The 18,554-nt window shown below is 73.7% G+C and carries 11 protein-coding genes; 7 read left to right on the forward strand and 4 right to left on the reverse strand.

The genetic code is table 11. The annotated features are described in order from the left end of the window. Positions 1–1,119 carry a C39 family peptidase gene (locus ACZ6S0_RS09315; protein ID WP_465915246.1) on the reverse strand — a complete coding sequence of 373 codons (1,119 nt, stop codon included), beginning with the start codon at positions 1,117–1,119 and terminating at the stop codon, positions 1–3. Between the two features lie 83 nt (positions 1,120–1,202). Here ACZ6S0_RS09315 and ACZ6S0_RS09320 point away from each other — a divergent pair, with 83 nt between their 5' ends. Together ACZ6S0_RS09320 and ACZ6S0_RS09325 are read left to right on the forward strand one after the other, a co-directional pair. Beyond that, positions 1,203–2,603, forward strand: a complete 1,401-nt coding sequence (locus ACZ6S0_RS09320; protein WP_465914986.1) for an SWIM zinc finger family protein — start codon at positions 1,203–1,205, stop codon at positions 2,601–2,603. Between the two features lie 350 nt (positions 2,604–2,953). Then, positions 2,954–5,464: a hypothetical protein gene (locus ACZ6S0_RS09325; protein ID WP_465914988.1), complete on the forward strand. Its 2,511-nt coding sequence runs from the start codon at positions 2,954–2,956 to the stop codon at positions 5,462–5,464. Between the two features lie 145 nt (positions 5,465–5,609). On the opposite strand, the gene ACZ6S0_RS09330 is transcribed toward ACZ6S0_RS09325, so the two are convergent. Beyond that, positions 5,610–6,719 (reverse strand): DUF5925 domain-containing protein, encoded by a 1,110-nt coding sequence (locus tag ACZ6S0_RS09330; protein WP_465914990.1) that lies wholly within the window; start codon positions 6,717–6,719, stop codon positions 5,610–5,612. Positions 6,720–6,778: 59 nt separating this feature from the next. After that, positions 6,779–8,485 (reverse strand): serine/threonine protein kinase, encoded by a 1,707-nt coding sequence (locus ACZ6S0_RS09335; RefSeq protein WP_465914992.1) that lies wholly within the window; start codon positions 8,483–8,485, stop codon positions 6,779–6,781. A 95-nt stretch (positions 8,486–8,580) separates the two neighbouring features. Here ACZ6S0_RS09335 and ACZ6S0_RS09340 point away from each other — a divergent pair, with 95 nt between their 5' ends. From ACZ6S0_RS09340 to scpA, 5 genes are all read left to right on the forward strand, one after another. After that, the gene (locus ACZ6S0_RS09340) at positions 8,581–10,446 is read left to right on the forward strand and encodes a CASTOR/POLLUX-related putative ion channel (protein WP_465914993.1); all 1,866 of its coding nucleotides are present in this window, start codon (positions 8,581–8,583) and stop codon (positions 10,444–10,446) included. Positions 10,447–10,497: 51 nt separating this feature from the next. Next, complete coding sequence (mtnA, locus tag ACZ6S0_RS09345) at positions 10,498–11,436, forward strand: S-methyl-5-thioribose-1-phosphate isomerase (RefSeq protein WP_465914995.1); 939 nt, start codon at positions 10,498–10,500, stop codon at positions 11,434–11,436. A 136-nt stretch (positions 11,437–11,572) separates the two neighbouring features. Beyond that, positions 11,573–12,322, forward strand: a complete 750-nt coding sequence (locus ACZ6S0_RS09350; protein ID WP_465914997.1) for a peptidoglycan recognition protein family protein — start codon at positions 11,573–11,575, stop codon at positions 12,320–12,322. Positions 12,323–12,371: 49 nt separating this feature from the next. Further along, positions 12,372–14,129, forward strand: a complete 1,758-nt coding sequence (locus ACZ6S0_RS09355; protein ID WP_465914999.1) for a methylmalonyl-CoA mutase family protein — start codon at positions 12,372–12,374, stop codon at positions 14,127–14,129. After that, on the forward strand, positions 14,126–16,273 hold the full coding sequence (gene scpA / locus ACZ6S0_RS09360) for a methylmalonyl-CoA mutase (protein WP_465915001.1): 2,148 nt from the start codon (positions 14,126–14,128) through the stop codon (positions 16,271–16,273). Before ACZ6S0_RS09355 ends, scpA begins: the two co-directional genes overlap by 4 nt. Here the strand turns inward: scpA and ACZ6S0_RS09365 are convergent. Then, a complete protein-coding gene (locus tag ACZ6S0_RS09365; protein WP_465915003.1) occupies positions 16,267–18,528 on the reverse strand; it encodes a serine/threonine protein kinase in 2,262 nt (753 codons plus the stop codon). The genes scpA and ACZ6S0_RS09365 overlap by 7 nt on opposite strands. Positions 18,529–18,554 lie beyond the last annotated feature (26 nt).

Below are 18,554 nucleotides of genomic sequence, written 5' to 3' on the forward strand. Positions count from 1 at the left end.
TCACCAATTGCCGTCGGTACATGGAGGAAGAGGGACCTCGGGAGGGTGCAGGACGTACGCGATGCCGCCGCTGCCCGAACTCCTGAGCCACACGTGCTCGAACGCCGCCCGCCGGTACACCCGGCGGACCTCGGCGTCGCCCGGCGCGGCCGGGTCGTTCACCACGACGTCGCCCTCGGCCGTGAAACCGGCGATGACCAGGATGTGACCGCTGGTCGTGTAGCAGGAGCCGGGCAGCTCGTGCGCCTTGAACGACTGCGAGGTGATCACCGGGATGCCGGCCCGGACGAACCGTTCCAGCTCCGTCGCCGACCGCAGCCGCGTGACGAACCCCGACAGGCCGTACCGTCCCGCGTAGGCCACGTTGAACGGCCAGTTGCCGGTGCCCTGGTAGCTCGCGTCGTACGCGCCCGCCGCCGCGTGGTCCACGCCGGGGGCCGGGTCGCCGTCGCCCACCCAGGCCAGCTCGCCGGGCGACGGGCCGCGTCCCCAGAAGGCCAGCACCATCGCCACCGACGCCGGACTGCACCAGTTGACGCCCCCGCCGTCGTAACGCGGGTGGTGCCCGGCGTGCGCGTGCTGCGAGTACCGGGGCACCGCCAGCTCCACGGCCCCGCCCCCGCCGGGCGCGCTCGGCCCGGGGGGACGCGGCGGCAGCGCGGAGGCCATCACGCCCAGGCCGGTCACGCGGGCGCCCGCGCCGTGCCGGGTCACGCGTACCTGGTAGGCGACCACCGGCCGCCTGGCCACGTACGTGTCCACCGCCACGTCGCCGTCCTCGTCACCCTGGCCGGGCACCGACGTGCGCGGGCGGCCGTGCTCGGACCAGCGGCCCATGACGTACCACTTGGTGAGGCCGCCGGAGGCGGTCCTGGCGCGCAGCGCGATCTCGATCCATGAGCCGGGCGGGGTCCGCGCGGTCCAGGACGGGATGATCTGGGTCGCCGGAAAACCGATCACCCGCTCCTCGCCCACCCACACCCGCGCCCCGGCCACCTCGGGCCCGGCGACTTCGGGCTCGGCGGCCTTGGGTGCCACGGCCTCGGGCTCCGTGATCTCGGGCACGGCGAAGCGGGTGAAGGCGACGCGGGCCAGATCGACGGTGAGCACCAGGCACATTGTGGTTTTGCCCTCCATGTCGCACATCGGATGGTTTACGTACCGGCCCGATTGTGTCGGTGATCATCTCTATGGTTCGGGGCATGACTCAAGCGGTACAGGCATACTCCTACGCCGGGCACTCCGTGCTCGCCGACGGCCGGCTCGGCCTCTCGACCTCCGGTGGCACGGCGTTATCCGGCCCTCAGAGCCACCCCAGGTTCTTCAGCGGCCTGCTCACCCAGGCCGCTCCCGCCGCCGCGGGGCTGCTGGCCGTCGCCGACGTCGCGCTCACCCGCTACCACCAGCCCCGGCCCGGATGGACCCGCGACCCGGTGGTGACGTGCGACGGCGGGCGGCTCAGGTTCGAGTCGTTCTCGGCGTGCGGCGGAGTCTACGCCCGCCTCGACGTCGTCGCGCTCGACGGCGACGTGCTCGACCGGGGCACCACCAACGTCGACGTCAACGGCCCGCTGCGCGAGTCGCTGGCCAGGGTGGGCGGCAAGGACCCGCTGCACCTGGGCGTCGGGCCCGACGAGCTGATCGTCACCACGCTCGACGGCGCGGTGGTGGAGAAGAAGGTGCCGCTGCCGTCGCGGTGGCTGCGCGGGTTCGCCGAGGTGCAGGTCATGGCCGCCGGGTGGGATCTGCGGGCCGAGCTGGCGGGGCCGCAGGCCGTACGCTTCCTGCGTTCCCTGCCCAGGGGCGCCCGTTCCAGGGTGTGGGCCGTGCCCGCGGGCCGTGACCTGCGGCTGTCCTCCGGCGCGACGGCGGGCGGGGTGTGCCTGTCCGGCACCGGGCGGGTGGCCACGCTGATGCCGCTGCTCAGGTTCGCCAAGGCGCTGCGCGTCTACGGCCCGCGCGACGGCTCGTCCACGGCGGGCGCGTGGGAGCTGGAGCTGCCCGGCATGCGCTACACGCTGGCGATCTCGCCCGAGCCGGCGCGCGGCTTCTCCGGCGAGGGGCAGGTGCTCGACGACCTGGCCACCGACGAGGCTGCGGGCGACGCCGACGTGGTCGGCATGCTGCTCAACTTCGAGCCCACCGTCGAGCTGGGGCTGCTCGCCGACCGCGCGGGCCTGCCCGTCGAACGCGTCCGCGCCGCGCTCACCCAGCTCGGCACCGCCGGCCGGGTCGGCTACGACCTGCACAAGGCCGCCCACTTCCACCGCGAGCTGCCCTACGACAAGGAGCAGGTGGCCGAGCTCAACCCGCGGCTCACGTCCGCGCGGGTGCTGGTGCGCTCGGGGGCCGTACGGCTGCTGCCCGGCGACCGGGCCGAGGTGACGACCGGTGGCGGCGTACGCGAGGTGCTGGTGGCGGAGGGCACGTGCACGTGCCCGTGGTGGTACGACCACCGGGGGTCCCGAGGGCCGTGCAAGCACGTGCTGGCGGCCAGGATCGCGGCCCGGGCGACGCTGGACGAGTCGGGCCACGCCCCCGCGGGCGGTCTCACGGCGGAGTGGCCGGCGGCGCACGGGCTCGCCGCGGGGCCCGCCCAGTGACCGTGGACGACACCGCCCCAGGCCCGGCCTCGGAACCTGCCACAGGTTCGGCGGCGAGCCCATGGGCGGGCGCGGCGACCGGCCTGGCCCAGGGGACGGCCGCAGGTCCGGTGCCGGAGACGGCGGAGAGCGGCCCAGACCCAGGGCCGCAGTCGGGGTCAGGCCCAGAGCCGGGGTCGGGGCCAGGGGCAGGATCGAGGGCGGGCCTGTGTGCGGGCGCGGCGGCTGGCCTGGCCCAGGGGACGGCCGCAGGTCCGGTGCCGGAGGCGGCGGGGAGCGGCCCCAGCTCGGGCTCTGGCCCAGGGTCAGGGCCGGGTCTGGCGTCGGGGCCAGGGGCGGGGGCGGGGGGCGTGGCTCGGTCCGAGGCCGACCCGCTCGTGCTGGCCTGGGTGAGCACGGCGCCCGACGTGGGCACCCTGCGCGACGACAGGCTGCTCGACGATCTCCTGCCCCTGCTGTTCGATGCCGAGGGTGTCGGCGCGGTCCTGCGCGACGAACGCGCCGACCGGCCCGAGCCCCGGAGCTGGCTGGGCGCGCTCGTACGGCTGGCGGGCGAGGGCAGGGTCGGGCGCGACCTGCTGCTCGACGGGTGCCTGCGGCGTTTCCAGCGCGGCGGCCAGGCTGCCGACCTGCGCTTCTTCGTACGCCTGCACGAGCTGCTCGACCCCACGTACGACGAGGTGAGCAAGCGCCGCCACGACTACCTGCGCCTGCTGCCCGCCACCCCCGGCACGGTCGCGGAGACGGCGCTCAGGCAGGTGCGGCGGCTCGACGACCTGGAGCCGGAGGAGGTGACGCGGGCACTGCGGGCGCTGCTGTCGAGGGGCGAACGCAAGCTGCTGACGGCCGGGCTGACATGGCTCGACGAGGTCGCCGCCGCCGGTGACCCGGCCATCGGGCTCGACGAGTTGGGCCCGGTGCTCGGGCACTCGTTCGCCTGCGAGTCCGCCGACGTGCAGGGGCGGGCGGTGCGGGTGGCGGTCAAGCACGCCAAGCTGTTCACGGACGCGGGGGCGCTGGGCATCAGGGACGCGATCGGCGTCCTGCCCCTCGGGCTGCGGGAGACGCTGGCGGAGGTGTTCGCCGGGGAGGGCGGGGAGACCCGGCGGGACCCCGACGGGTTCACCCCGGTGCCGCTGCCCGAGCCCGTGCGGGCCGGGCCGTTCCGCGCGCCGGTCCTGACGGCGGGTGAGCTGGACGGGCTGCCGGACGACTCACGGTGGGAGGCGGCCGAGCTGTGGCTGGCGGGCGTGGTCCGCCTGTACGGGCGCGACCGCGACGGGCTCGCGGCCAGGCTGGCGGAGAAGCGTCCCGCCGGGGGAGCGCCGCCGGGCCGGTGGCTGGAGGTCTCGCAGTGGGCGGGGGAGATCGTCCGCCTGGTGACGGGAGCCCGCGAGCCCCAGGAGAGGCGGCTACCGGGCGGTCCCGTGGCCAGGGAAGGGCCGCCGGGTGATCCTGCGGCTCAGGAGGGGCTGTCGGGTGGTCCTGCGGCTTGGGAGCGGCTGCCCGGTGGTCCCGTGGCTCGGGAAGGGCTGTCGGGTGGTCCTGTGGCTCGGGAGGGGCTGTGGGATGGTCCTGTGGCTCGGGAGCGTATGCCGGGTGGTTCTGGGGCTCGGGCGTGGCGGCTGCCGGGCGGTGACGACGTGCCGGGGCCCCACCTGTTCCTGCTGCGGCGCTGGGCCGAGGTGGCGCAGGCGATCGAGGGCGGGACGCCGCCGCCGTACCTGCTGGCCGAGCCCACCGAGGCGACCGGCCACGTCGATGCGGGCGAGCTGGTGGAACGGCTGGCGGGCTACGAACGCGACGGTGTCAGGGCCCTGCCCGCCGACCTCCGGCAGGCACTGCTCCGGCTCCCCCGGGAGATCGCGCCGGACGTGGTGACGCGGGCGAGCACGCTGACCTCGGAGGCGGGCCGGACGGCGGCGTACTGGATGGCCGGGGGACGGCCCGACACCGTCGCGGAGATCGACTGGTGCTACCGCCCGCAGGGGGAGACGCCGGGGCATGACGACAGGCGCGTGTACGGCGACGACCGGGACTCGGCCGGATCTGGGTCGATGGCGGACGAACTGCTGCCGCGCCTCCGCCTCCGCCCCGCCCCACCGGTCGCCGACGGGGTGCCGCCAGAACCGCCGGGCGAGCGGGTGCCGGTCGGCGGTCTGGTGGACGGGGCGATCGGCGGCCTGCAGGACGAGACGGTCAGCGGTCTACTGGACGGGGCGGTCGGCGGTCTGCTGGACGGGGTGGTCGAGCCTCGGCTGACGGGGTATGGCGGGTATCTGCGCTGGTGGCCGTACCTGATGCCGTCGCATCGGGAGGCCGTCGCGGCTCAGCTCGTGCCGTACCTGTTCGAGCGGTGGCAGCGGCCCCGTGCCGAGCCGTCCCAGGCGCTGGCCCTGGCAGCCGCCGAGGGGCCCGCGGGGGAGGCGGTGGCGCTCGTGCTGGCGTACTTCGCCGCCGACCGGGCCTGGTCCGCGGCGCCGGAGCGGCGGGCCGGGCCGCTGGTGGACATGGCGGCGCGCGGGCACCTCGACGCCGAGGGGGTGGGGCGGCAGCTCGCGCTGCTGGTTCGCCGTACGGACCTCAAACCGGGGCCGGTGTTCGAGACGCTGGAGAGCGCGGCCGTGCTCGGGGCCCATCGGGAGGTGTGGCGGGTCGTGGCGGGGTTCCTGCCCGTGTTCCTGCCGGGGCCGGGGGAACGGTCGCACACCCGGCACACCCAGAGCCTGGTGTTCGCCCTGCGGGCGGCGCGGTGGGCGAGGGCGCGCGGGGCGCTGGCGTGCGTGGCGGAGATCGCGCAGCGCCGGGCGTCGAACAACTTCGTTCGCGAGGCCCGCCGCCTGCACACCTACCTGCTGTGACGGACGCCCCGCCGCACGCCTGGTGCGGCGGGCGGGGGCTCAGCGGTACTGCGCCGCCGAGCCCTCGCCCCCGGCCTCGGCCGGAAGAGCCGCGAGCGGACCAGCCGCGAACAGACCAGCGGGGCCGCGGCCGGAGCGGCGTTGGTCAGAGGTAGAGCCCCGTGGACTCGTCGCCCGGGGTCGGGGTGATCTCGCGGCCCGAGCGCAGCGCGTACAACTGCGCCAGCGTCGCCCCCGAAGGGCCCACGCCCTCCGGCGAGCCCAGCCAGGTCACCGCCTCCTCCTTGCTGAGCGGCCCCACCTCCACCTGCGCCAGGCAGCGGCCGGGGCGGACGACGGCCGGGTGGAGCCGGGCCAGGTCCTCGTTCGTGGTGATCGCCACCAGGACGTCGCGGCCCTGCCCGAGCAGCCCGTCGGTCAGGTTGAGCAGGCGCGAGAGCCCCTGCCCCGCCTGCGCCTTGGCGCCCGAGCTGATCAGCTCGTCGCAGTCTTCCAGCACCAGCAGGCGCCAGCGCTGCGTCTCCTCGTCGGTGTCGTAGCCGACCGCCACCTCCATCAGGTAGCCCGGCTCGTTGAACAGGCGCTCAGGGTCGAGTACGCAGTCGACCTGGCACCACTCGCTCCACTGCTTGGCCAGCGACCGCAGCAGCGTGGTCTTGCCGGTGCCCGGCTGCCCGTGCAGGAGGATGAGGCGGCCGTTGACGTCGCCGGGCGTGATGGACATCAGCCGGTCGAGGGCCGGGCGGACCTTGGCCGAGTAGTTCTTGCTGATCTCGGGCCAGGGCTGCGCCGTGATCGGCTTCTCAGAACGGGTGCCGCCGTGCATGCCCCGCCACCAGAAGCCCATCTCGACGTGGTCGACGTCGGGAACGGCCTCCTCGGCTCCCTCGATGCTCTCCGCGAGCACCTTCTTGGCCAGATCCTCGTCGACCGCCGTCACGCTGACCGTCGCCGTGCGGTTGCGGTGGCGTACGATGCGCAGGGTCCAGCCGTCGCCGCAGATCAGCCGCGACTCGGAGCCGTCCTCGACCCGCGCGGTGCGCAGCACGCGGCCGCCGGGGGGCGCGAGCGTGGCGTCAGGGCGTACGCGCTCCAGGTTGGCCAGGCGGGACCACGGCTGCGCGCCCGTCGCGAACGGCGACAGCGCCAGTGCGTCGATCACGTCGATGGCGGAGTCGGCGTCGTCGATCCAGATGTTCATCGGGAGCTCAGAGGAGTCCGGGCTGGGGAACGGCACCTCCCTAATCACAGACATACCGTTAATGATCTCCGTCTCGGTGCGGGATGTCGAAGGGTTTTGAACGGTGGATCCGCTTAGTTCTTCTTGAGGGTACCGGTCTGTGTGACGAGACCGGGGCCCGGCAGGTCGCGCCAGGTGTAGGTGAGGCCGTCGCCCTGCCTGTCCAGGGTGATCGTGCCGGGGATGCAACCGCCGTCGTTCTGGCCGAGGGTGAAGGTCAGGCGGGCCGGCTCCACCTTGGTCAGGGTGATCGTGCCGCGGCAGTCGTCGTCCTGGTCCTTCTCCTCCCACTGCGCGGTGGACTCGCCTTCCTCCAGCTCGACCCGGTTCTCGGCGCCGTCGGTGTCGAGCGGGTTGGTGCTGGTGGTGGTGCCCGACCAGTCGCCCTCGAAGGCGGCCGGGATCTCGAGGTCGGCGTCGGGGGTCTCGTCCGGCGCGCCGTCGCCGTCCGGCGGCGTGGCGGGGCTCGTCTCGGTGCCGGTCTCCTGGCCTGTCTGCTCCGGGGACGGGGATCGCGGCCGTCCGGTGGCGTCGGCAGGGCCGGTGGTCTGCGCGGGGCCGGAGTTTTCCACGGGGCCGGTGGCCGTGGGGGAGCGGTCGACGATGGTGGTGGCGGGGGCGCCGTCGCGCAGCAGGAGTGCGGTGACGGCCGCGCTCAGCGCGACCAGGGCCGCGACGAGGCTGATCAGCAGGGCGCGCGAGCCCTTACCGCGCGAGGAGGCGCCGGTGGTCTCCGCCGGCGCCTGCGGAGACGTCGCCCCGCCGTCACGCGGCGGCCCCGCCTGCCCCAGGAACGCGGCGGGAGCGGGCCCTGGCGGCCCCGCACCGGGCTGGGACGGATGGCCGTGCGGCGCTGTACCGGCCGCTGAGGAGGGATGGCCCTGCGGCCCCGCACCCGCCTGGGGCGACGGGTTTCGCGAGCCGGTCACGGGCGGCGGCGGGCTGGTGGCCGCGGACGGGCCGCCCCTCTCGGCAGCCGGGGAGCGGGGCGGGCCCGGGTTGACGAGGGAGACCATGAGCTGCTGCGCCGTCGGCCGCCACGCCGGATCCTTGGCCAGGCACGACGCGATCACCTCACGCAGCCGCGGCGGCAGCGCCGACAGGTCCGGCTCGGTGTGCAGCACCCGGTGCAGCACGGCCGGCACCGTGTCGGCCCCGAACGGGCTGGTGCCCGTGGCCGCGAACACCATCGACGCCGCCCACGCGAACACGTCGGAGGCCGGCCCGGCCGGTGAGCCGCCGATCTGCTCGGGCGCCAGGTAGGCGGGCGTGCCGATCAGCCCCGAGGTGATGGTCGCCGCCCCCTCGGCCCTGGCGATGCCGAAGTCGACCACCCGCGGCCCGTCGGGCCCCAGCAGCACGTTGGCCGGCTTGAAGTCGCGGTGCACGATCCCGGCCGCGTGGATGGCCGCCAGCGCCGTGGCCGTGCCGACGAAGAGGCGTTCGAGCTCGCCGCCGCGCAGGGGCCCGCGGTCGCGTACGCGCTCGGCCAGCGACGGCCCCTCGACGAACTCGCTCACCACGTACGGCCGCGCCCCGCCGGTGGACACGTCGAGCACCCGCGCCGTGCAGAAGGACGCGATGCCCTCCAGCGCGTCCAGCTCGCGCGCCAGGCGGGCCCGCGTCTCCTTGTCGCCCGTGTTGAGCAGCTTGATCGCGACCGGTTCGCCATCAGGGGAGTGGGCGAGGTAGACCACGCCCTGCCCGCCTTCGCCGATCCGTCCGGCCAGACGGTACGCGCCCAGCGTCGCCGGATCGTCAGGGGTGAGGGGGCTCGCCATGGTCGCTACGTTACCGGTCGCCATGCGGAAGCAAAGATCCACCGGTACCTTGTTTCGTCGTGTCAAATCACTCCTTACGCGGAGGTATCCGGGAAGTGTCGAAGATCACGTTCCGCGAGCGGGCGCGGTACTGGTTCGACAACACCATGTCCAGAGGGACGGCGTCGCTGATCGGCTGGCTGGCGGTGGTGTCGGCCGCGATGATCGTCGTGGTGACGGTGCTCACGCTGTGGCTGGCGCCCAACGAGCCGGAGGGGGTGGGGAACGCCGGGGAAGTGCTCTGGATCTCCCTCATGCACGCGCTCACCCCGAGCAAGGTGGCCAGCGACAAGGGCTCGATCGCGTACATGACGGTGATGTTCGCCGGGTCGCTCGGCGGGCTGTTCATCGTCAGCCTGCTCGTCGGCCTGCTGTCGACCGGGCTCAAGGAGCGGCTGGACCGCCTGCGCAGGGGACGCTCGCGCATCGTCGAGTCGGGGCACACGGTGATACTCGGCTGGTCCGACCAGGTGTTCACGATCGTGACCGAGCTGGTCAAGGCGCAGGCCAGCCAGAAGCGCTCGGTCATCGCCGTCATGGCCGACCGCGACAAGCTGGACATGGAGGAGGAGATCCGCGAGCACGTCGGCAGCCTCGGCGGGACCCGGCTGGTCTGCCGCACCGGGCGGCCCACGGAGCCGCGCGACCTCGCCCTGATGAACCTGGCCACGGCCAACTCGGTGGTCGTGCTCTCCCCGGAAGGGGACGACCCCGACGCCCACGTCATCAAGATCCTGCTCGCCCTGGCCAAGCGCGACGGCGCCCACCCCCCGGTGGTGGCCGCGCTCACCTCCAGCCGCAACATCGCCGCCGCCCGCCTGGCCGGCGGCCCTGACGTGCACCTCGTCGACTCCGACGACACCGCCTCCCGGCTCATCGTGCAGTCCTCGCGCCAGTCAGGCATGTCCGTGGTCTGCATGGACCTGCTCAACTTCGACGGCGGCGAGGTCTACCTGCGCACGCCGAAGAAGCTCGTGGGCATCACGTACGGCGAGGCGCTGCACGCCTACCAGACCGCCTCCGCGATCGGCCTGCGCCGCCCGTCCGGCGTCGTGCTGAACCCGCCCATGGACACCGTCGTCAACGCCGACGACCAGGTCATCGTCATCGCGCACGACGACTCCCACGTACGCCTGGCCGCCGGCAAGCCGTCCCTGGACGAGCCGGCCGTCGTCATGGCGGGCAAGGCCCCCGCCGAGCCCGAGCGCACGCTCCTGCTCAACTGGAACGGCCGCGCCGAGCAGATCGTCCGCTACCTCGACGGCTACGTCGCCCCCGGCTCGGTCCTGGAGATCGCCTCCGACCACCCCAAGGCCGGCTCCGGCCTCGCGGGGCTGCACCACCTCACCGTGAACGTCAAGGACTGCGACACCTCCGACAGGTTCGCCCTGGAGTCGCTCGGCGTCGGCCTGTTCCAGCACGTCATCGTGCTCTCCGACGACCGCTTCGAGGCCCGCCACTCCGACACGCGCACGCTCATGACCCTGCTCCAGTTGCGCGACATGCAGAGCGCGCTCGGCGAGCACTACTCGATCGTCAGCGAGATGCACGACGAGAACAACCGCGCCCTGGCCGAGGTCACCGAGGCCGACGACATCGTGATCAGCGACACGGTCATCGGCCTGCTGCTGGCCCAGCTCGCCGAGAACCGCCACCTCGCGGACGTCTTCGGCTACCTCTTCGACTCGCGCGGCTCGGAGATCTACCCGCGCCCGGCGGGCGACTACGTCAGGGCGGGCACGCAGGTGTCGTTCTCCACGGTGGTGGAGTCGGCGCGGCGCAGGGGCGAGACCGCCATCGGCTACCGCGACGCGACGGCACGCAACAAACCACCGCATTACGGCATCGTCCTGAATCCGGACAAGTCCCAGTCCGTCACGCTGGGGCCCGGCGACTCCGTCATCGTCCTGGCGGAACGCTGACCTGCCGGGAAAGAGACGTTTCCCGCTCGGGTGATGGGTTAGCGTTTGCCCGTGAGGACCATCGACTGGGTGGACGGAGCCGTCGAGCTCGTCGACCAGACCCTCTTGCCCGACAAGTGCGTCATGCTGCGTATCCAGACGGTCGCCGAGCTGGTGGACGCCATCCGCCGCCTCGCCGTGCGCGGCGCTCCCGCGCTCGGCGTGGCCGGCGCGCTCGGCGTCGTGCTGGCCGACGGCGACCCCGGCCAGATAGCCGAACTGCGCGCGGCCCGCCCCACCGCCGTCAACCTGGCCTGGGGCGTCGACCAGGCCGCCGCCCGAATCGGCCATGGACGGGAGGCGGTGCTCGCGGTCGCCCTGCGCGTCCGCGACGACGACATCGCCGCCTGCCGCGCCATGGGCGAGCGCGGGGCCGACCTCCTCGAAGGCGACCGGCTGCGGATCATGACCGTGTGCAACTCCGGCGGGCTGGCCGCCGTCGAGCGCGGCACCGCGCTGGGCGTCGTCCAGACCCTGCACGAGCGCGGGCGGCTGACCGAGGTGCTGGCGCTGGAGACCCGCCCGCTGCTGCAGGGAGCCCGGCTCACCACGTGGGAGCTGGCCAGAATGGGCGCGCCGCACCGGCTCATCGCCGACTCCGCGGGGCCGTACCTGCTGGCCAGGGGTGAGGTGGACGCGGTGCTCATCGGCGCCGACCGCATCGCCGCCAACGGCGACACCGCCAACAAGATCGGCTCGTACGCGCTCGCGCTCGGCGCCGAACGGGCCGGGGTGCCGTTCATCGTGGTCGCGCCCGAGTCCACGATCGACCAGAGCACCCCCACCGGCGACCAGATCGAGATCGAGGACCGGGGCGCCGACGAGATCGTCACCATCAGAGGCGTACGCGTGGCGCCGGAGGGCACCCCCGCGCTGAACCCGGCCTTCGACGTCACACCGCACGACCTGATCAGCGCGATCGTGACGGAACAGCGGGTGATCAGACCCTAGAGAACAGGACACGACCGGACAGGACGGGCCGCGACCCAGACGAAATCCGCGATCTCCGGGACCCGTGCGCATTCCCCGCGTTACGCTCAGTCGTCACGACCGCGACCCCCCGGAGATCACTGTGGCCATCGACCTGGTGACACGACGTGATTGGAACGCCCGCGCGCCGCGCGGCGACTACACACAGCTCGACTCCACCAAGGGAGTCAAGGTCCACTACACGGGCGGCAGGGTCGACCCGGCCATCGTCTCCGACCACGACCGCTGCGTGGCCCTCGTACGCTCCATCCAGAGCTACCACATGGACGGCAACGGCTGGATCGACATCGGCTACTCGTTCGTGGCCTGCCCGCACCGCAAGGTGTTCGAGGGCCGCGGGCTGCACCACCTGCCCGCCGCCAACGGTCCCGGGCTCAACTCCGGCCACTACGCCGTGCTCGGGCTGGTCGGCAACACCGGGCTCATCGAGCCGCCCGACGCGGTCCTGCACGCGATCCTCGACGCCGTCCAGTACGTACGCGACAGCGGCGACGCCGGCCGCGAGATCAAGGGTCACCGCGACGGCTACGCCACCGACTGCCCCGGCACGCCCCTCTACGCCTGGGTCAAGCGCGGCGCGCCCCGGCCGGGAGAGGACGCCGAGGGCCCCACGGCGCCGCCGTTTCCCGGGCGGGCGCTGACGTACCCGCCGGTGACGCGCGGGCAGGACGTACGCACCTGGCAGACGCAGATGCGCGCACGCGGCTGGGACGTCGACGTCGACGGCGCCTACGGCCCCGCCTCGCGCGACGTGTGCCGCCGGTTCCAGCGGCAGCAGGGCGTGACCGACGACGGCATCGTGGGGCCGGTCACGTGGCGGCTGGCGTGGGAGGCGCCGGGCGGTTAGGTTCCGCCCCGGGTTACTCGGTTTCCGATGTTCCGCCTACTATCCGAACATGGAACTGGCAGCGGGGTTCGCGTCCATCTCACGGGACGACTGGCGCGCTCTGGCGGCGGAGGTGCTGCGCAGGTCCGGTGCCGGTTCGCCGGAGGAGGCGCTGTCCAGGACGACCTACGACGGGGTGAAGATCGCGCCCCTCTACGATATGGACGACCTGCCAGGCGACGCCGGATCGCCCGGCGCGGCCCCCTACGTGCGCGGGTCCCGCGCCGCCGCCGGATGGGACGTGCGGCAGCGGCACGCCGTGGCCGACCCCGAGGCCGTGCTGGCCGACCTGGAGAACGGCGTCACCTCGCTCTGGCTGGTCGTCGGCGACGGCGCCATCCCGGTCGGCGAGCTGGGCACGGTGCTGAAGGACGTCTACCTCGACCTGGCGCCGGTCGTCCTGGAGGCCGGAGAGCGCTCGCGCGAGGCCGCCGAGGTCCTGTTCGGCCTGGCCGCCGAGCGCGGCACGGCGCCGATCGGCAACCTGGGCGCCTCCTGCCTGCGCGGGCCCGGCGGGCTCGGGCTGGCGCTGCGCTGCGCCGCCGACTTCCCCGGGCTGCGGGCCGTCACGGTCGACGCGACGCCGTACCACGACGCTGGGGCGGCCGACGCCGAGGAGCTGGCCTGCTCGATCGCGCTGGGCGTCGCCGAGCTGCGGGCGCTGACCGGCGGCGGGCTCTCCGCCGCGCGGGCGCTCGGCCAGCTCGAGTTCCGGTACGCCGCCACCGCCGACCAGTTCGCCACCGTCGCCAAGCTGCGCGCCGCCCGCCGCCTGTGGGCCAGGGTCGCCGAGGTCTGCGGCGTCCCCGAGGCCGGCGGGCAGCTCCAGCACGCGGTCACCAGCTCGGCCATGATGACCGCCCGCGACCCGTGGGTGAACATGCTGCGCACCACCCTGGCCTGCTTCGCCGCCGGGGTGGGCGGGGCGGACGCGGTCACCGTGCAGCCGTTCGACGCCTGCCTGGGGCTGCCCGACTCCTTCTCGCGCCGCATCGCCCGCAACACGCAGTCGCTGCTGCTGGAGGAGTCGGGGCTGGGGCGGGTGATCGACCCGGCCGGCGGCTCCTGGTACGTCGAGCGCCGCACCGCCGACCTGGCCGAGGCGTCCTGGGCGCTGTTCCAGGAGATCGAGGCGGTGGGGGGCATCGCGGAGGCGGGAGACCTCGTCGCGGCCAGGATCGCCGCCACCCGCGCCCGCCGCGAGGACGACGTCGCCCACCGACGCCTGCCGATCACGGGGGTGAGCGAGTTCCCCGACCTCGCCGAGAAGCCCGTGCGCCGCACGCCCGCGCCTCGGGGCCCGGCCGCGCAGGCCCCGCCGGGCACGCTTCCAGGGGCGCCGCCGGTGCGCTACGCCGAGCCGTTCGAGCGGCTGCGCGATCTGGCCGACGCCCAGCCCGAGCGCCCCAAGGTGTTCCTCGCCACCATCGGCCCGCTGTCCGCCCACACCGCCCGCGCCACGTTCGCCGCCAACCTCTTCCAGGCGGGCGGCCTGGCCACCGAGACCGCCGGGCCCGGCAGCGACCCCGAGCAGATCGCCACCGCGTTCGCGGTCAGCGGGGCCGTGGTCGCCTGCCTGTGCTCCAGCGACCGCCTCTACGGCGAGCACGCCGCCGCCGTGGCCACCGCACTGCGCAGAGCGGGTGCGAGAAAGGTGTGGCTGGCGGGGAAGGGTAGCTATGAGGGCGTCGACGACAACCTCTACGCCGGTTGCGACGCCCTGGCCGTCCTCCGCGAGACGTTCGACGACCTGGAGGTGACCCGATGATCCCGAACTTCTCCGACATCCCGCTCAGCCCCCTGCCGAAGCGGGCGGCGGCGGGCCCGCGGCCGGAGGGCGAGGTCTGGGAGACGCCCGAGGGCATCGCGGTCAAGCCGCTCTACACCGCCGCCGACCTCGAGGGGCTCGACTTCCTGCGCACCTATCCGGGCGCGGCCCCCTACCTGCGCGGCCCGTACGCCACGATGTACGTCAACCAGCCCTGGACCATCCGCCAGTACGCGGGCTTCTCCACGGCGGAAGACTCCAACGCCTTCTACCGGCGCAACCTGGCGGCCGGGCAGAAGGGCCTGTCGGTGGCCTTCGACCTGGCCACGCACCGGGGCTACGACTCCGACCACCCCCGTGTGGCCGGCGACGTGGGCATGGCGGGGGTGGCCATCGACTCGATCTACGACATGCGGCAGCTCTTCGCGGGCATCCCGCTCGACCGCATGTCGGTCTCGATGACCATGAACGGCGCCGTCCTGCCCGTGCTCGCCCTGTACATCGTGGCGGCCGAGGAGCAGGGCGTGCCGCCGGAGCAGCTCGCGGGGACCATCCAGAACGACATCCTCAAGGAGTTCATGGTCCGCAACACCTACATCTATCCCCCGGCCCCATCGATGCGGATTATTTCCGATATTTTCGCTTACACCAGCGAAAAGATGCCGAAATTCAACTCCATCAGCATCTCCGGCTACCACATCCAGGAGGCCGGCGCGACGCTGGACCTGGAGCTGGCCTACACGCTCGCCGACGGGGTCGAATACCTGCGCGCCGGGGTCGGCGCGGGGCTCGACATCGACCGGTTCGCGCCGCGGCTGTCGTTCTTCTGGTGCATCGGCATGAACTTCTTCATGGAGGTCGCCAAGCTCCGCGCCGCCCGCCTGCTCTGGGCCGGGCTCGTCGCGGGCTTCGACGCCAAGAACCCGAAGTCGCTGAGCCTGCGTACGCACAGCCAGACCTCCGGCTGGTCGCTCACCGCACAAGACGTCTACAACAACGTCGCCCGCACCTGCGTCGAGGCCATGGCCGCCACCCAGGGCCACACCCAGTCCCTGCACACCAACGCCCTCGACGAGGCCCTCGCGCTGCCCACCGACTTCTCCGCCCGAATCGCCCGCAACACCCAGCTCCTCCTGCAGCAGGAGTCCGGCACCACCCAGGTGATCGATCCCTGGGGCGGCTCCTACTACGTCGAGCGCCTCACCCACGACCTCGCCGAACGCGCCCTGTCCCACATCGAGGAGGTCGAGGCCGCCGGCGGCATGGCCAGGGCCATCGAGGCCGGGCTGCCCAAGCTGCGCATCGAGGAGGCCGCCGCCCGCACACAGGCCCGCATCGACTCCGGGCGGCAGCCCGTGATCGGCGTGAACAAGTACCGCGTGGCGAGCGACGAGGACATCGAGGTGCTCAAGGTCGACAACAGCGCCGTACGCGCCCAGCAGCTCGACAAACTCGCCCGCCTCAGGGCCGAACGCGACCCCGAGGCCGTCGGCCGCGCCCTCGACGCGCTCACCAAGGCCGCCGGCCACCCCGCCCCCGGCCTGGAGCACAACCTGCTCAAGCTGGCCGTCGACGCCGCCCGCGCCAAGGCCACGGTGGGAGAGATCTCCGACGCGCTCGAGCGGGTGTTCGGCAGGCACGCCGAGCAGGTGCGTACCATCACTGGCGTGTACCGCGACGAGTCAGGGTCGGCCGCCGGCATCGAGCGCGTCCGCCGGGCGTGCGCGGACTTCGAGCGGGCCGAGGGCCGCCGGCCGCGCATCCTGGTGGCCAAGATGGGCCAGGACGGGCACGACCGCGGCCAGAAGGTGATCGCCACCGCCTTCGCCGACCTCGGCTTCGACGTCGACGTCGGCCCGCTGTTCCAGACGCCGGAAGAGGTCGCCAGGCAGGCGGTCGAGGCCGACGTGCACATCGTGGGCGTCTCGTCGCTGGCCGCCGGGCACCTCACGCTGGTGCCCGCGCTGCGCGCGGCCCTGGCCGACCTCGACGCCGCCGACATCATGATCGTCGTGGGCGGCGTCATCCCGCCCGGCGACCACGACGAGCTGCGGGCCGCGGGCGCCGCCGCGATCTTCCCTCCGGGCACCGTGATCGCCGACGCCGCCCTCGACCTGCTGGAGCAGCTCGCGAACCGTCAGTAGGCGCCCTGCTCGCACATCGTGACCCTGATCGTGCGCTGGACGGAGACGGGCGAGATGATCCGCACGGTGACGTTGTGGACGCCGCCGGTGCTCCTGAGGGCGCGCGGCGAGGTGATGTAGCGCCGGCCGTCCTCGGAGATGATCGCCGAGGAACGGCCCGCCGACGCGCCGTCGATGACCCAGGTGTAGGTGAAGTTCACCTGCGCGCCCGTACGCTGGACCAGCGCCTGGAGCGCCACCTCGCCGCCCGCCCAGCAGTCGCCGTTCCGCGTGCCGTTGGGGCGTACGGAGACGAGCTTGAGCGCGCCCGCGGCCGGGACCGTCTCGCCGTCGGTGGGGAGGGTGCTCGGGGTGTCGTCCGTCTGCGGGGTGGGCCTGGCGGTACGCGTCCTGCGCGACGGGGTCTCCGTCGGCGTCGTGGCGGGGGCGTCCCCGGGGGAGGTCGTGGCCGCGCCGGTGACGGCCATGTTCTTGGTCTTCGGGGTGGGCGTGGTCGGGGTGAGCCAGACGATCGCGATGGCCAGCGCGCACACGCACAGCCCGGCCACGAGCGCGATTACCGCGGTCCTGAGCCGGCGCCGCCCGCGGCGCTTCCCGGCGGGCCGCGCCTGTTGCCCGGCCTCCCGTCCCCGGTCCTCCACGACGCCACCCGCCTGCGCCTCGTACGCCGTCTGCTCGTACGCCGTCTGCTCGTACGCCGTCTGCTCGTACGCCGTCTGCTCGTACGCCGTCTGCTCGTACGCCGTCTGCTCGTACGCGGGCGGCTCGGGTGCCGTCGGGGTCGCGTGGGGCGTCTCGACGGGGGAGGAGAGGTCGAACAGCGCCTGCATCGACGAGGCCGCCTGCTCGGTGCCCCCGTGACCGGCGACCTCGTGACCGGAGCCCTCGTGCCTGGCGGCCTCATACCCGGGGGCCTCATACCCGGGGGCCTCGTATCTGGGGGTGCCGCCCCACTGCTCGTACGCCTGCGCCGGATCCTCGTGGTGCGCGACCGGAGGCCGGTACGGCTGGTCGTTCCACGGCGCACCCTGGTGAGGGCCGGGGTACGCGGAGTACGCGGACCGGGCGTCGTGCTGCGGGCCGCTGTCAGCGGGATGGGCGGCCGCGGGGTCGTGGTGCGGGTCGTGGCGCGGGTCCGGGGAGCGGCGGTGGCCGGACGGCTGCGCCGGGTCCTGGAAGGGATCCTGGTAGGTGTCCTGGTAGGGCTCCCGGGCGCGGTGCGGGGAAGTGTTCTGCGCATGGCCGGGGGCGCCCGCGTGGGGCACGCTCGGGAGCACGGCCGTCTCGGCTCCTGGGCTCGCGGGCGGCTCCCACGACCTGTCGGGGGTCTGCTCCCACAACCGGTCCGGGGTATGCTCCCAGGCCGCGTCGGGCGTATAGTCCGCGGTGGCGTGGGACGCGTCATGGCCCAGTCCGTGGGCGGGTGCGGGGGCGGCGCCGGACGTCGGGGCCGCGTACGGGGCGGGCTGCCGCCGCGAGGGCGCGGCCAGCCGCAGCAGCACGTCGCGCATCGCGGGCCGGGCCGCCGGATCCTTGGCCAGGCAGGCCGCCACGATCTCCCGCAGCGGCCGGCCCAGCTCCCCGAGCTGCGGCTCCTCGTTCAGGATGCGGTTGATCACCACGGGCAGCGCGTCATCGCCGAACGGCGGCACCCCCGTGGCCGCGAACACCAGTACCGACGCCCACGAGAACACGTCGGCCGCCGCCCCCACCGGCTTCCCGCCGAGCTGCTCCGGCGCCATGTACGCGGGCGTTCCCACGATGTTGCTGGTCGCCTTCATGCCCGAGCCCAGCGCCACGGCGATGCCGAAGTCCACCACCCGCGGCCCGTCGGGCCCGAGCACGACGTTGGAGGGGGTGAGGTCGCCGTGCAGGACACCGGCCTGGTGGATGGCGTCGAGCGCGGTCGCGGTCGCCACGGCGAGCCGCAGCAGCTCCGACCCGCCGTGCCGGCCCGCCTGCTGCAGCGAGGGCCCGTCCACGTACTCGGCCACGATGTACGGCCTGCCGCTGGTCGAGGCGTCGAGCACCTGCGCGAGGCAGAACGGCTCGACCTTGCGCGCCGCGGCGATCTCCTTGGCCAGGCGCTCGCCGACGGCGAGTCCCTCGCGCAGCACCTTGACGGCGACGGGGGTTCCGTTGCGTGCCTGGCCGAGATAGACGACACCGTGGCCGCCCGCACCGAGCCGACCGACCAGCCGGTAGGGTCCCACCGCTGCCGGGTCGCCCTCGCGAAGGGGTTCGACGTTGGGCATGAGGGGAGTGACTCCTGTGACGGCTG

The sequence above is a fragment of the Nonomuraea sp. NPDC051298 genome (assembly GCF_055586305.1).

Bases quoted from the DNA above. Each gene is read 5' to 3' on its own strand.
- ACZ6S0_RS09355 (WP_465914999.1), top strand. From the start codon at position 12,372: ATGGAACTGGCAGCGGGGTTCGCGTCCATCTCACGGGACGACTGGCGC.
- ACZ6S0_RS09330 (WP_465914990.1), bottom strand. From the start codon at position 6,719: ATGTCTGTGATTAGGGAGGTGCCGTTCCCCAGCCCGGACTCCTCTGAG.
- ACZ6S0_RS09315 (WP_465915246.1), bottom strand. From the start codon at position 1,119: ATGTGCCTGGTGCTCACCGTCGATCTGGCCCGCGTCGCCTTCACCCGC.
- ACZ6S0_RS09320 (WP_465914986.1), top strand. From the start codon at position 1,203: ATGACTCAAGCGGTACAGGCATACTCCTACGCCGGGCACTCCGTGCTC.
- ACZ6S0_RS09335 (WP_465914992.1), bottom strand. From the start codon at position 8,485: ATGGCGAGCCCCCTCACCCCTGACGATCCGGCGACGCTGGGCGCGTAC.
- scpA (WP_465915001.1), top strand. From the start codon at position 14,126: ATGATCCCGAACTTCTCCGACATCCCGCTCAGCCCCCTGCCGAAGCGG.
- ACZ6S0_RS09365 (WP_465915003.1), bottom strand. From the start codon at position 18,528: ATGCCCAACGTCGAACCCCTTCGCGAGGGCGACCCGGCAGCGGTGGGA.